This is a genomic window from Pseudomonas sp. Z4-20 (assembly GCF_051131955.1).
Classification (GTDB): domain Bacteria; phylum Pseudomonadota; class Gammaproteobacteria; order Pseudomonadales; family Pseudomonadaceae; genus Aquipseudomonas; species Aquipseudomonas marvdashtae.
In genome coordinates, this window is sequence record NZ_CP071641.1 from 714,826 (window position 1) to 728,807 (window position 13,982).

Consider the following 13,982-nt stretch of genomic DNA (forward strand, 5'->3'; position numbering starts at 1 on the left):
ATATGAGCGACAACACTGCTTCCCCGACCACGCCGACACCTGTCGCCAAACCTGTGCGCCGCTGGCCGGCGATACTGATCGGGCTGTGCCTGGTAACGGGGGTCGCCGCCGGGTTGGGCTGGTTCATGACCAAGCCCAAGTCGCCGCCCATGGAGCTGGCACTGGAAAAGCTCGGCCTGAGCCGCCCCGACGGCTTGCTCGAGGCCCACTCCCTGAGCCAATTGCCCAAGGACCTGTTGGCCGTGCCATTCCTCAAGGCCACGCTCACCGAGGATTTCGTCTTCTATTACGAAGCCCATGCCGACCGTCTCGGGCTGATCGGCAGCCTGCGCCGGATCATCTACGAGCATGACCTCAAGCTGCAGGACAGCCTGATCGAGCAGCTTTTCGACCAACCGGCGGACGTGGCGCTGTGGCGCGGTGCGGACGGTCGGCTCAAGGATTTCCTGTTGGTGATGGATCGCGGCGGGTTGGCCAAGGTGCTGGAGCCGTTGGCAAAAGTCGCCTTGGATGACACCCAGTTGAGCAAACTCGGCGACTTGAAAGTGGGCGGCGATGAAGTCGCGCTGTACCAGCTCAGTTATAACGCCAGCAAATCCCTGGTCTTCGCCTCCCATGGTGACAAGCTCGTCGTGCTGTCCAACCCGACCAAGCTTTACGACAAGGGCAATGGCCCCACCGATGAACCCGGCATGGTCTCGACCCAGGCCATCGAAGCGCTGCTGGCCGGTGAAAAACTCTTTCCCGAAGCCTTCGGCCTGGCGCCCAAGGCGCCGCAGGTCAAGCAACGCATCTCGGTCAACGCCAGCGTGCTTGCCATGGGTTACCAGCGTTTCATCCCGAACTTTGCCGGGTTGCGTTTCGACATGGACGACAAGGGCTGGCACAGCTTCCTGGCCATGGACGAGCAGGAGAACCAGCCTGACTTCGACTTCAAGCCAATCTGGCAAGCCATGCCCATGGGCGCCAGCGCCTGTGTCGCCTTGCCGCTGGCGGCGGAGCAACAGAAGCCGCTGCTGGTGAAACTCGGCGCCGACGACAAGGCCGCCCAGGCCATGGTCGACCACATGGCCGGCGCGGCGGGCCTGTGCTGGTACGCCGAGTCGCGCCTGTACACGCCGCTGCTGGTGGCAAGTTTGAATGACGACGAGGGCAAGCTCGACGGCGACCTGGGCAACCTGTTCGGTTCGATGGTGGGCGCCTACGAAAACAACGTTGCCGAGCACGCGTTCCCGGTGGTCGAGAAGCAAGAAGGCTCGACGCACCAGTGGCAGCGCCAGGTCAGTTCAAACTTCGGTCCTTATTCGGCCAAGGAAGCGCAGCAGCCCGAAGCGATCACCGGCAAGGCGTTCATGCGCGTGAGCCTGGCGCGACACGGTTCGACGTTGCTGTTCTCCCTGGACGACAAACTGGTGGACAAGGCCCTCGGCACCCTCGACAAGCGCTTCCCGCCCATGGCCGACGTCGTGCCCAAGGACGTGCTGATGCCGATTTACTTCGGTCCCGACTCCATGGCGCAACTGATGCAGCGCGAAACCCTCGACAGCCTGCCCCAGGACATGGAGCCAGTGTTCTACAACGCCGCGCAAACCTACCTGATTCCTAAACTGCGCACCCTCGGCGGCTACGGCAAATACGCCCTGACGTTGCCTGAGGGCAGCGAGCCGGACGGCCATTGGCAGTGGCTGCCGCTGGAATGGAAAGCGCTGTGACAGCACTGATCCGCAACCCAGCGTTGGCGTTGCTACTGGCGTTGCTGCTCGGCGGGCCTGCGCTTGCCGTCGAGGCGCCGCCGTTGGACGCCCAGCAATCCCAGGTCTTTCGTGCCTGGTTCGTGCGCATCGCCCAAGAGCAACTGACCAAAGGCCCGAGTCCGCGCTGGTATCAGCAGGATTGCGCCGGCCTGGTGCGCTTCGCCGCCAACGAAGCGCTGAAGGTCCACGATGACAAATGGCTGCGCAGTAATGGTTTGTCCAATCGTTACCTGCCACCGGAATTGCCCCTGAGCGATGCGCAACGGCGCCTTGCCCAGCAATGGCAGCAGGGTGGCGGCAAAGTCGGGCCCTATGTCAACGCGATCAAGTTGATCCAGTTCAATAGCCGCCTGGTGGGTCGCGATGTCACCCAGGCCCGGCCCGGCGACTTGATGTTCTTCGATCAGGGCGACGACCAGCACCTGATGATCTGGATGGGCCGCTACATCGCCTATCACACCGGCACCACGACCCCAACTGACAACGGCATGCGCTCCGCAAGCCTGCAACAACTCATGAACTGGAAGGACACCCGATGGATACCCGACGCAGCCAACCCCAACTTCATCGGCGTCTATCGACTCAACTTTCTCACCCAATGACCGGTGCCCGCATGCTGCGCTTGTGTTCGAAACTGCCCCTGCTGTTTGCCTTGTTGCTGGCCCCCTTGGTGAACGCCGAAGACACGGTGGAGCCCAGCGGCTACACGCCGGTGTCCGGTGAAAGCTTCTTCCTGTTGGCCGACAGCAGCTTTGCCAGCGACGAGCAGGCGATGGTCCGTCTCGAAGCGCCGGGCCGCGACTACCGTCGGTTCCGCATGGAGCCCTACGGCGGCGCCGACATCCGCGTCTATCGCATTGAAAAGCCGCTGGACTTCCTCAAGCGCCAGAAAAACTTGCACCGCGTGGTCAGCGACGGCCAGTTCAAGGGCGAAGGCCTGTCCAACACCCTCGCGTACCTGTGGGACAACTGGTACCGCAAGTCCCGCCGGGTGATGCAGCGGGCGTTCTCCTACGAGTCGCGTCAGCAGGTCACTGAAGAAGTGCCGGAACTGAAGGTCGGCAACGCCCTGATCGCTCCGACCCCGTACGACGCTCCAGCGCAATTCGCCTTGATCCCCGATTTGCCAGTGGTCAGCCAGTTCCGCTACCCGCTGTGGCAGGCCAAACCGATCCAGCCGCCGGCCGGCGTCGACCTGGCCGGTTCGTCCAGCGACTTCGTCAGCGTCGCGCCGGGTAACGTCTATGTGCCGCTGGGTCAGTTGAAGCCGGGCCTGTACCTGGTGGAAGCGCTGATCGGCAAATATCGCGCGACCACCATGGTCTTCGTCTCCAATACCGTGGCGGTGAGCAAGATTGCCGGCGACGAGTTGCTGGTCTGGGCCGCGCGCAAGCATGAAGGGCGCTCGGTGCCCAAGGTCAACGTGTTGTGGACCGACGGCCTGGGCGTGATGAGCAGCGGAGCCACCGATGAAGATGGCCTGCTGCGCCTCAAGCACGTCAGCCCGGAGCGTTCGTTCGTCATCGGTGAAGACGAAGAGGGTGGGGTGTTTGTCTCGGAAAATTTCTACTACGACAGCGAAATCTACGACACCAAGCTCTACGCCTTCACCGACCGGCCGCTGTACCGGCCGGGGGATTGGGTGTCGCTGAAAATCGTCGGGCGCGAGTTCAAGAACGCCCGTGAATCGGTGCAACCGACCGCCGCCGACGTCAACGTCAGCGTGTTGGACGCGACCGGCACCGCGTTGCAAACCCTGGCCTTGAAGCTGGACTCCAAGGCCGGCACCCAGGGCCGTTTCCAACTGCCGGAAAACGCCGTGGCCGGTGGTTATGAATTGCGCTTGCGCTACAAGGACCAGCTCTACAGCAGCGCCTTCCGTGTGGCTGAATACATCAAGCCGCACTTCGAGATTGCCCTGAACCTGGCCAAGCAGGATTACCGCACCGGTGAGCCGGTCAAAGGCAACCTCGTGTTGCTGTACCCCGACGGCAAGCCGGTGGCGAACGCCAAGGTGAGCCTGAGCCTGCGGGCCCAGCAACTGTCGATGGTCGATAACGAGCTGCAATACCTGGGGCAATTCCCGGTCGAGCTGACCAGCAGCGAAGTGACTACCGACGACAAGGGCAACGCCACCCTCGACCTACCGGCCGCCGACAAGCCGAGCCGCTATACGTTGACGGTATTCGCCAGCGATGGCGCGGCGTACCGGGTCAAGACCACCAAGGAAATCCTCATCGACCGTGGCGCGGCGAATTTCCGCTTGAGCGCGCCCCAGCGGTTCAGCGCCGCCGGCCAGAAGGTCTCGTTCAGCTACGCCAACGAGGGCGGCAACGAGCAAGCCAAGGCTGTAGCGCCGGGCAGCTACGCCTGGGTGCGCCTGGAAGACCAGACCACCGGTGAAGGCAAGTTGGCGGCCAAGGACAAGGGCTTCAGCCTGACCTTCGACCGTCCCGGCACCTACAACCTGACACTCAAGGACGACCACGGCCGGGTCATCGGCGCCGCCGCGCATGCGGTGACCGGTGAAGGGGTCAAGGCCGTGCCGGGCACGGTCGAGATCGTTTTTGACAAGCCTGAATACAAGACCGGTGACGAAGCCCTGGCGTTGATCACCTTCCCCGAGCCGGTCAGCGATGCGCTGCTGTCCCTGGAGCGGGACAAGGTCGAGGCCACTGCCCTGCTGACCAAGGGCGCCGACTGGCTGAAGATGGAAAAACTCAGCGACACCCAATACCGCGCGCGCATCACCGTGAAAGACAACTTTGCGCCGAACCTGACCTTCTCGGTGCTGTACACCAAGGGCGGCCAGTACAGTTTCCAGAACGCCGGCATCAAGGTCGTTGCGCCGCAGATCGACGTGGCCATCACCACTGATAAAGCCACCTACCGGCCGGGCGACACCGTGACCGTGGACCTCGGCACCCATTTCGCCGGCAAGGCGATCCCGGCGCACCTGACCGTCAGCGTGGTCGATGAAATGGTCTACGCGCTGCAACCGGAAGTCGCGCCGACCATCGACCAGTTCTTCTATCACCCGCGTCGTAACAACGTGCGCACCAGCGCCAGCCTGTCGTTCATCAGCTACGACGTGGCATTGCCAGGCAGCCCCGGCGCGCCGGGCAAGGCCAACCGCAGCGAGCGTGGCGTCAAGGTACTGGAGCGACCGCGTCGCGAGGACGTCGACACCGCCGCGTGGCAACCGGAGCTGGTCACCGACGCCAATGGCAAGGCCCGCTTCACCTTCAAGATGCCGGACTCGCTGACCCGCTGGCGCATCACCGCCAAGGCGATCGCCGACGACGGCCAAGTGGGACAGAAGAAGCAATTCATCGCCTCGGAAAAACCGCTGTACCTGAAGTGGAGCGGCCCGACCCGTTTCCGCGTAGGCGACAAGCCGCAACTGGGCATGTTCGTCTTCAGCCAATCGGAAAAGCCGCTGAAGGCCGAGCTGGTGATCCGTTACGCCGGTGCCGAACAGCGCGTCGTGGCGGACCTGAAAAGCGGCATCAACTACGTGGCGTTGCCTGCCATGGAGCTGAGTAATGGCGACTTGAACGTGCAGTTGCAACTCAACGGCGAAACCCAGGACGCCCTGGCCATGCACTTGAACGCCAGCGGCAACGGTTGGCAAGTCACCCAGAGCCAACGCCTCGACGTGGCCAGCGGCGACACCCCGCTGACCTTGCCAGCCGACGCCAGCGACATTCGCTTGCGCCTGGATGACAGCCCGCAAGCGCTGTTCCGTTCGGCCCTCGATGACCTGCTGAGCTACCCGTACGGCGGCGTCGAGCAGACCGCCAGCCGCCTGCTGCCGTTGAGCATCGCCTACCCGACATTGGCGTCGAACCCGCAGATCCGCGACCGCTTGCGGTTGATCATGCAGAACAGCCGCCTGCGCCTGGTGCAAATGGCCGGTCCATCGGCAAGCTTTACTTGGTGGGGCCAGGACGGTGAGCCGGATGCGTTCCTCACCGCCTATGCCTATTACGCGGACTGGCACGCCAGCCAGGCGCTGGACTTGAGCCTGCCGCCGGAACACTGGCAGCGGGTGCTGGAGGTCTACGCCAAGCAGGCCGGTGATACGCCGCTGTTGCAACGTGCGCTGATCCTGTCGTTCGCCAAGCAGATGCAACTGCCGGTGAACACCTTGCTCAGTGGCTTGATGGATGATCTGGCGAAGGCCAGCGAAGACAGCACCGAGAGCGTGCTGGACAGCGGTGAAGACAGCCTGGTCATGTACGCGCCGGATTCATCCCTTGGCCTGGCCAGTGCCCGTGTCCTGACGGCATCGCTGGCCAAACAGGCGAAAGTGCCATTGCCAGCCGCCTTCAGTCGCCAAGCGGACGCCGCGCAACAGCAGTTGGAGCTCAGCTCGCAACCGTTTGTCGAGGCCTTGCTCTTGTCGTTGCAGAGCTTCGACCAGACGCGTGCCACGGCGCTGCTCGAGCGTGTGCTGCCGCAACAGTCCACCCTCGAGCGGGCCCTGGCCTTGACCTGGCTGCAACGCAGCATCGAACAGGCCGCACCGGCCGTGGCTTTGGCGCCGGGCGAAGGCTGGACAGCCAAGCAAGGCGCGTCCGGTGAAACCTACTGGCAATGGCAGGGCGCGCAGCTTCCAACGATGTTGACCCTGACCGGCGCCCAGGAGCGTCCATTGCAAGCGGCATTGAGCTTCCAGAGCCAGCAAGCGCCCTTGGCGCCGATGGCCGTATCCATCACCCGCCGCCTGTCCCGTCTGGTGCCGGGCGACGAGGCCTTCACCTTCAAGCTCGAAGCGGTGGGCAACAAACCGTTGTCCAGTGACAGCCTCTATCTGGATGAAGTGATCATCAACAGCAAGGCCCCGACTCCGCTGCGCTACGGCATGCTCGAAGTGCCGCTGCCGCCGGGCGCCGATGTGGAACGCACGACGTGGGGCATTCAGTTGCTGGGCAAGGCCGACAGTGAGTCGACGTCCCTGGAAAAGGCTCGTTTCGAGCCGGGCCAGATGGCCTACGCGGTGCCGGTGGATGCCCTCAGTGGCGAGCTGCGCCTGCGTCATTTGGTGCGCTTCTCCCAGAAGGGCCAGTTCAGCGTGCCGCCGGTGCGTTTCACTCAGGTCTACGCGCCACAGAACCAGGCCCGGGAGCAGAAACCGGCACTCGGTCAGGTCACGGTCGACTGACATGCGCAAGCAGCGGGGCTGGTGGTGGCTGTGCTTGATTCCTGCGCTGGCGACAGCGCAGGAGGAGCCGTTGCGCCTGGCCTTCGATGGCGAACTGCTGCGAGTGAGCCAGACCCAAGTGCTGGACCGCCAGCCACTGCCCGATTCGTTGCAAGCGCCGCTGGGCAGCTTGTGGAAGCTGTTCGTCTACGCCTGGCTGGTAGACACCGATGCCCGCGAGCCTGTGTATGAATGTCGCGGTGAATCGAAAGAGGAAGTCTATTGCTGCACCGCCGGAAAGAGCATTGGCCGCGACCAGGCGCTGGTGAAGTCCTGCGGTTTGTATTTCGAACCGCAACGCCTCGGGCTTTCGACCGCGACTTGGCGTGATTACTGGCAGGTCCGCCAGGCACCGAATTGGTTGTTGGATTTGCCGGCCTTGCAGCCGCAAACCCAGGTGCCTGTCGCGCAATTGCTCAAGGCGCTGGCCATGCTGCCGGCCCAGGATCAGGCCCGCCGGGTGTTGCTCGACGTCGTGCTTGGCGCGGCGGACGGGCGAGTGGTCGGCCAGTTGGGCGGGCGCTTGCGGGTCAAGACCTGGAGTTGGCTGGGCGACCAGGGGCCTGCGTCGCGCCAGGGCGGTTTCGCCGGTTGGCTGGCCGACGGTACGCCGGTTTGGGCCGGTGGCCGCGGCACCAGCCAGCAAATCCTGAAAAAGTATGGCGATGGCCTGGCCACGGCATTGCCATCGCGCTGGCCGGCGGAAACCGGGCGTTGCGTGGAGGTCGACCTGTTTGCCCGCTATCCCTTGCAACGGGTGATGGCTGGTGAGCGTCCAGCCACGCCGGGTCAGCTGCGTGGCGACTATCGCGTCGAGTTCACCAACGGCAACCAGTTGGATATCCACAGCGACGGCGAATTGTTCCTGATGCCCGGCAAGCTGGTGGCGCGCCTGGACCGGGAGGAATACGTCGCCCGGGTCTTGCAACGCGAAGCCAAGGCCGAGCCCGTCGAAGCCGCCAAGGCGTTGGCCGTGGCGATCCGCACCTACCTGCTGCAAAACGCCCAGCGCAATGGCGATTGCCTGAGCATCGACGACAGCAGCCACCGCCAGCGCGTCGCCCCGCGTCCGGCGGCGCCTGAAACCCGCGCCGTTGCGGCGTGGACCACGGACCTGGTCCTGGCGGGCACCGATGTCACTTACCACTCCGATCAGCCAGGTCCGGACAAGTTGTCCTGGGCGCACGCCGTCGAGCAGGCCAACGGCGGCCAGCGCTATGACGCCATCCTGCTACACGCTTATCCGCGCGCCAGCCTTAGCCGCTGGGACAATCCGGTGGCGTCCTGCGAAGCGCTGCCCGCCGCCCAGGAATGGCTGCTGAAACAGCGACGGGGCTGGCGTGAGCGGCTGGAAAGCGAAGTGGGCTACAACGAAATCAGTGCTTTCGCCGTCTGCCGCGTCGCCTTTGGCCGGCCTTACGTTGACCGCGAGCGCCAGCGCATCTATGTGCGCGGCGTACTGACGCTGCAAGACCGCCTCGACCTGACACATGAATACCTGCACCTGGCCTTTGAAGCTCATCCCAACGGCCAGGACGAAACCTATATCGAAGGGCTTGCCCGTCACCTCTTGCTGGAATAGACCATGACACTCCGTTATCCACAGGTCTTGCTGTTGCTCTGCGCCCTGACTGCGTTGCCACCGGCCATTGGCGCCGACACCATTAAACTGGACACTCCGGTCGGCGGCTGGCGCAGCGGTGCGCCGGGCGGCGAGGGCGAAAGCTTCAGCCAGACCGTCAACTACCCGGCCTCGTCGGTCAATACGCCCCCAGGCCAGGCCGACACGGCACGCATCAGCGGCCAGATCAAAGGCGCGCCCAAGGACAGCAGCGCGCCGGGCCAGCTCATCGTCAATGGCGTCAGCCTGCCGCTGAAAGTGGATGAAGAAGGCCGTTTCGACCGCCCGTTCTCATTCCCCAACGGCAGCAACAGCGTTGAAGTGCGCAGCGCCGACGGCCAGCAGCGCCACCGCACGCAATTCCTCAACACCAGCGGCGGCGCCACCCCGGCCAAGCTGCGCGTCCTGCTGACCTGGGACAGCGACGGCACCGACCTCGACCTGCACCTTGTCACTCCCGACGGCGCCCACATCTGGTACGGCGACCGCGCCGTCGCCAACGGCGGCGCGCTCGACGTCGATGTCACCACCGGCTATGGCCCGGAAATTTTCGCCATGCCCGCGCCCATCAAGGGCCAGTACCTGGTGTACGTGAATTACTATGGCGGCGGGTATCGCAGTGACGAGGATGAAGAGGGCGACGGTGAACAAGTTGAGCAGGCGCAACAAGCCCTGACCACGGCCCAGGTCACCGTCATCACGGAAGAAGGCACGCCGAGCGAGAAGATGGAAACGTTTGTGGTGCCAATGCGCGCGGTCGGCGAGCTGACGTTGGTCAAGAGCTTCAGCTACCCCTGAACCCGACGCGATCCATGGGGCGAGGGAGCAAGCTCCCTCGCCACGAAAAGCGCTGGTGGCGCCCCCACGAACAGCGCCAGTCAATCCTTCAGGGCACGTCGATCAAACTCCAGGCTATAGGTCATCCAGGCTTACCTTAACCCTTTGAGGGTTAGCGAGACGCTCCGTCACAACGGCAATGAGCGCTTCGTCTTCTTCGCTGAGTAGCGCAGCTTTGAAAGGCAGCTTGCCTCGCCACAGGTGGTTCACTTTATTCCCCCTCGCCAGGCGCTGCACTAAGCCACCACCCGTCGCCTTCTCGGAATTCCCTCAACGTCCCGCCAGTCGATTCCACAGAGTCCGTTAAAAAACCTGCAACAAAAGCCCCACCCGGGAAAGGAGGCCGTCCATGCGCATCCATCATCTGAACTGCGGTTGCATGTGCCCGGTGGGTGGTGCGCTGTTCGATGGCTACAGTCGAGGGCTGACCGCGTGCCTGGTGTGTCATTGCCTGCTGATTGAAACCGACACCAACGGCCTGGTCCTGGTGGACACCGGTTTCGGCCAGCGGGATGTGCAGACGCCCGAGCGGCTGAGTCGTTTTTTCCGCATGTTCAACAACATCAAGTTCGAGCATCGCCTCACGGCTTTGGAGCAAGTGCGGCACCTGGGCTTCGACGCCAATGACGTGCGGCATATCCTGCTGACGCACCTGGATTTCGATCATGCCGGCGGACTCCAGGATTTCCCCCAGGCCCGGGTGCATGTCATGCGCGACGAGATGGCGGCGGCGCGTTCCGCTGACAGCTGGATCAGTCGGCGACGGTTCCAGGCGCGGCAATGGCAAGGCGTCGACAGTTGGGAGTTCTACAACACCGAAGGCGACACCTGGTTTGGTTTTGACTCGGTGCGCGCGCTGGTCGGGGCCGAAGAAGAGGACATTTTCCTGGTGCCGCTCCAGGGCCACACCGCCGGCCACGCCGGGATTGCCCTGCGCACCGCCCATGGCTGGATGCTGCACGCCGGCGACGCGTATTTTTTCCACGATGAAGTGCATCGACCCGAGCGTCACTGCCCGCCGGGCCTGAAGTTCTATCAATACATGATGGACACTCACCGCCCGGCACGGATGCGCAATCAGAATCGCCTGCGGGAGTTGGCGCGGACCCAGGACGGGCACGTCGAGATTTTTTGCAGCCACGACGCCAGGGAGTGGGAGCGCGCCACCCTCCAGGCTCGCACGGTCCGGGTAGACTCCACGGCCATGCCATCGGCTGCGGGCAGACAGTCTTCCTGACCCGATCCAACCGGAAACCGCGTTCCCTTTGCCCACGTCTCGTGGGCTTTTTTTATCAGGGATGCCGTTCGTCACCGTGTCCAGATGTTTCTTTCAACTTAGCCGTGGGGGCCAATTCTAAAAATCGTGTACCCCAACATCACTGCTAAGGAGAAGGCCATGCCTGCTTCTCACGATCTCTATCAAGATTTGAATTGCAGCAAAGAGGCGGTTCAACAACGTCGTCAACAAGACCCGGAGCTTGATCGCCTGCTCGATGAATACACGGACGTGGATAACCAGGTCCTGGCGGCCGAATCGATATCGGCGGGCAACGTCGAGGATGATGACATCCGCAGACTCAAGGAACAGCGTCTGTCGATCAAAGACAAGATCGCTCGGCAACTGACAAACACTCAATAAGCGAAGCGTAAGACATGCGAACTCGACTGCCTTGTTACTTGATGAGGTTGTTGCTGGTCGGCGGGATACTGTTGCTCGGTGGTTGCGACATGGTGTTGTTCAATCCCAAGGGACAGGTCGGCGTTGACCAACGCAACTTGATCATTCTCTCGACGTTATTGATGTTGCTGGTGGTGGTACCGGTCATCGTCATGACGTTCGTTTTCGCAGTGAAATACCGCGCCTCCAACGAAAAGGCCCAGTACACGCCCGAGTGGGCCCACTCGCGCAAGATCGAAACGGTGGTGTGGGGCGTTCCGTTGGTGATCATCATCATCCTGGGCGTGGTTACCTGGAAGTCGACCCATGCGCTGGACCCATACCGGCCGTTGGACTCGGACGTGAAACCGATCGTGGTGCAGGTTATCGCGGCGGACTGGAAATGGGTGTTTATCTACCCGGAACTGGGCATTGCCTCGGTCAACGAACTGGCCATGCCGCTGGATACACCGGTGAACTTCAAGGTGACGTCCGACGGCGCCATGACCTCGTTTTTCATCCCGGCCCTCGGCGGGCAGATCTATGCCATGGCCGGCATGCAGACCCAACTGCACCTGATCGCCAACGAGGCCGGGGAATATCGAGGCATCGCCGCCAACTACAACGGCCCGGGATTCTCCGACATGCACTTTCGGACCCTGGCCACCGACGCGGCGGGCTTCGACAAGTGGGTCGCCCAGGTCAGGGCGGGGCAGGCACGGTTGGACAAGGACAGTTATGCCCGACTTGCCAAGCCGACGTTCAAGCATCCGGTGGAGCATTACGCCTCGATCCAGCCGGACTTGTTCCAGAGCATTATCGATAAATACGAAGGCATGAACCGTTCCCGTGAAGTCGAGCATCGCATGCACGACATGCAGGGCGGCATCGAGCCTCCCGTCGGGGCTCAAAGGTCAGCGCAGGAGTAAGACATGTTTGGAAAACTCACCCTTGAGGCGATCCCGACGGATGAGCCGATCATCATGTGGACGCTGGCGGTGGTGGGCCTGGTTGCCTTGGCCGGCATGGGCGCCATCACCTATCAGCGCAAATGGACCTACCTGTGGAAAGAGTGGTTTACCTCGGTGGACCACAAGCGCATCGGCGTGATGTACATCATCGTGGCGCTGGTGATGCTACTGCGCGGTTTCTCCGACGCGATCATGATGCGCACGCAACAGGCCATGGCGTCCGACGGCTCGCCCGGCTACCTGCCTCCGGAACACTACGATCAGATCTTCACGGCCCATGGCGTGATCATGATTTTCTTCATGGCGATGCCGCTGGTGGTGGGCTTGATGAACATCGTCGTGCCCTTGCAGATCGGTGCCCGGGACGTGGCGTTCCCGTTCCTCAATGCGTTGAGTTTCTGGCTGTTCGTCGCCGGTGCAATGCTGGTGAACATCTCCCTGGCGGTCGGTGAATTCGCCCGCACCGGTTGGGTCGCGTATCCGCCGTTATCAGGGTTGTCCTACAGCCCCGGGGTCGGGGTGGATTACTACATCTGGTCATTGCAGATATCCGGCGTGGGGACGTTACTCACCGGGGTGAATTTCTTCGTCACCATCCTGAAAATGCGTACGCCGGGCATGACCCTTTTCCGCATGCCGGTGTTCACCTGGACGGTGCTGTGCACGGCGGTGCTGATCCTTGCCTCGTTCCCGATCCTCACCGCCACGCTGTTGATGCTCAGCCTCGACCGCTACCTGGACATGCATTTCTTCACCAACGAGCTGGGCGGCAACCCGATGATGTACGTCAACCTCATCTGGGCCTGGGGCCACCCGGAGGTGTACATCCTGATCCTGCCGGCGTTCGGCATCTTCTCCGAGGTGGCGTCGACCTTCAGCCGCAAGCGCCTGTTCGGCTACCACTCGCTGGTGTGGGCGACGATTGCAATCACGATCCTGTCGTTCATCGTCTGGGTGCACCACTTCTTCACCATGGGCTCGGGGGCGAACGTCAACGCGTTCTTCGGCATCATGACCATGATCATCGCCGTGCCCACCGGGGTGAAAATCTTCACCTGGCTGTTCACCATGTACCGTGGGCGGGTGCGCTTTGAGACGTCGATGCTGTGGACGGTCGGCTTTATCGTCACCTTCAGCATCGGCGGCATGACCGGCGTGTTGCTGGCGGTGCCCGGCGCGGATTTCCTGCTGCACAACAGCCTGTTCCTGATCGCCCACTTCCATAACGTCATCATCGGCGGCGCCGTGTTCGGCTATCTGTGCGGCCTGACGTACTGGTTCCCCAAGGCCTTCGGCTTCAAGCTTCATGATGGTTTTGGCCGGGCGGCGTTCTGGTGCTGGATCATCGGCTTCTACTTTGCCTTCATGCCGTCCTACTTCCTGGGCTTCATGGGCATGACCCGGCGCCTGAATCACTTCAACGTGCCCGAATGGCGGCCGTGGCTGGAGCTGGAATTGCTCGGCGTCGGCATCATTCTCTGCGGCGTGGTCTGCCAGATCCTGCAGTTCTACTTCAGCATCCGCCAGCGCCACCAGAACCGCGACCTCACCGGCGACCCATGGGACGGCCGCACGTTGGAGTGGTCCACCGCTTCTCCGCCGCCGTTCTACAACTTCGCCCAACAACCGGTGGTGGACGGCATCGACGCCTACTGGGGCATGAAGGAACGTGGCCAGAAGACCGTCGTCGAAGCCGATTTCCAGAGCATCCACATGCCGCGCAACACCGCGATGGGCCTGGTCATCAGCCTGTTCAGCCTGATCATGTGTTTCGCCTTGGTCTGGCATATCTGGTGGCTGGCCATCGTCGGGCTGGTCGCGACCATCGGTGGCGTGATCTGGCGCAGCGCCGATGACGACATTGATTACTACGTCCCCGCCGAAGAGGTGGCGCGGATCGAAAATCAACGCATCAAGGCATTGGCGGAGGCTTGAT

General features: G+C 62.6%; 9 protein-coding genes and 1 pseudogene. 9 read left to right on the forward strand and 1 reads right to left on the reverse strand.

Translation table 11 applies throughout. The features are described 5' to 3' along the window. Positions 1-2 precede the first annotated feature (2 nt). From J3P82_RS03465 to J3P82_RS03485, 5 genes are read left to right on the forward strand one after another with little or no spacing between them, the layout of a single operon-like run. A complete protein-coding gene (locus J3P82_RS03465) occupies positions 3-1,712 on the forward strand; it encodes a DUF2138 domain-containing protein (RefSeq protein WP_434560720.1) in 1,710 nt (569 codons plus the stop codon). Next, positions 1,697-2,356 carry a DUF1175 domain-containing protein gene (locus J3P82_RS03470; protein ID WP_434560722.1) on the forward strand — a complete coding sequence of 220 codons (660 nt, stop codon included), beginning with the start codon at positions 1,697-1,699 and terminating at the stop codon, positions 2,354-2,356. The genes J3P82_RS03465 and J3P82_RS03470 overlap by 16 nt, the downstream gene beginning before the upstream one ends. Beyond that, on the forward strand, positions 2,353-6,921 hold the full coding sequence (locus tag J3P82_RS03475) for an alpha-2-macroglobulin family protein (RefSeq protein ID WP_434563674.1): 4,569 nt from the start codon (positions 2,353-2,355) through the stop codon (positions 6,919-6,921). The genes J3P82_RS03470 and J3P82_RS03475 overlap by 4 nt, the downstream gene beginning before the upstream one ends. 1 nt (position 6,922) lies before the next feature. Then, positions 6,923-8,542, forward strand: coding sequence for a DUF2300 domain-containing protein (locus tag J3P82_RS03480; RefSeq protein WP_434560724.1), 1,620 nt, complete (start codon positions 6,923-6,925; stop codon positions 8,540-8,542). A gap of 3 nt (positions 8,543-8,545) precedes the next feature. After that, positions 8,546-9,379, forward strand: a complete 834-nt coding sequence (locus J3P82_RS03485) for a YfaP family protein (protein WP_434560726.1) — start codon at positions 8,546-8,548, stop codon at positions 9,377-9,379. A gap of 114 nt (positions 9,380-9,493) precedes the next feature. Here J3P82_RS03485 and J3P82_RS03490 read toward each other — a convergent pair. Continuing rightward, a pseudogene (locus J3P82_RS03490) lies at positions 9,494-9,613 on the reverse strand (type II toxin-antitoxin system RelB/DinJ family antitoxin); the annotation flags it as partial. 154 nt (positions 9,614-9,767) lie between these two features. Here J3P82_RS03490 and J3P82_RS03495 point away from each other — a divergent pair. The 4 genes from J3P82_RS03495 (at position 9,768) to cyoB (ending at position 13,981) form a co-directional block, all read left to right on the forward strand. Next, positions 9,768-10,655 carry an MBL fold metallo-hydrolase gene (locus J3P82_RS03495; RefSeq protein WP_434560728.1) on the forward strand — a complete coding sequence of 296 codons (888 nt, stop codon included), beginning with the start codon at positions 9,768-9,770 and terminating at the stop codon, positions 10,653-10,655. Positions 10,656-10,814: 159 nt separating this feature from the next. After that, a complete protein-coding gene (locus J3P82_RS03500; RefSeq protein WP_434560730.1) occupies positions 10,815-11,057 on the forward strand; it encodes a YdcH family protein in 243 nt (80 codons plus the stop codon). Between the two features lie 14 nt (positions 11,058-11,071). Further along, positions 11,072-12,004, forward strand: a complete 933-nt coding sequence (gene cyoA / locus J3P82_RS03505; protein WP_434560732.1) for a ubiquinol oxidase subunit II — start codon at positions 11,072-11,074, stop codon at positions 12,002-12,004. A gap of 3 nt (positions 12,005-12,007) precedes the next feature. Further along, entirely contained in the window at positions 12,008-13,981 is a 1,974-nt protein-coding gene (gene cyoB, locus J3P82_RS03510) for a cytochrome o ubiquinol oxidase subunit I (RefSeq protein ID WP_434560734.1), read from the forward strand. Position 13,982 lies beyond the last annotated feature (1 nt).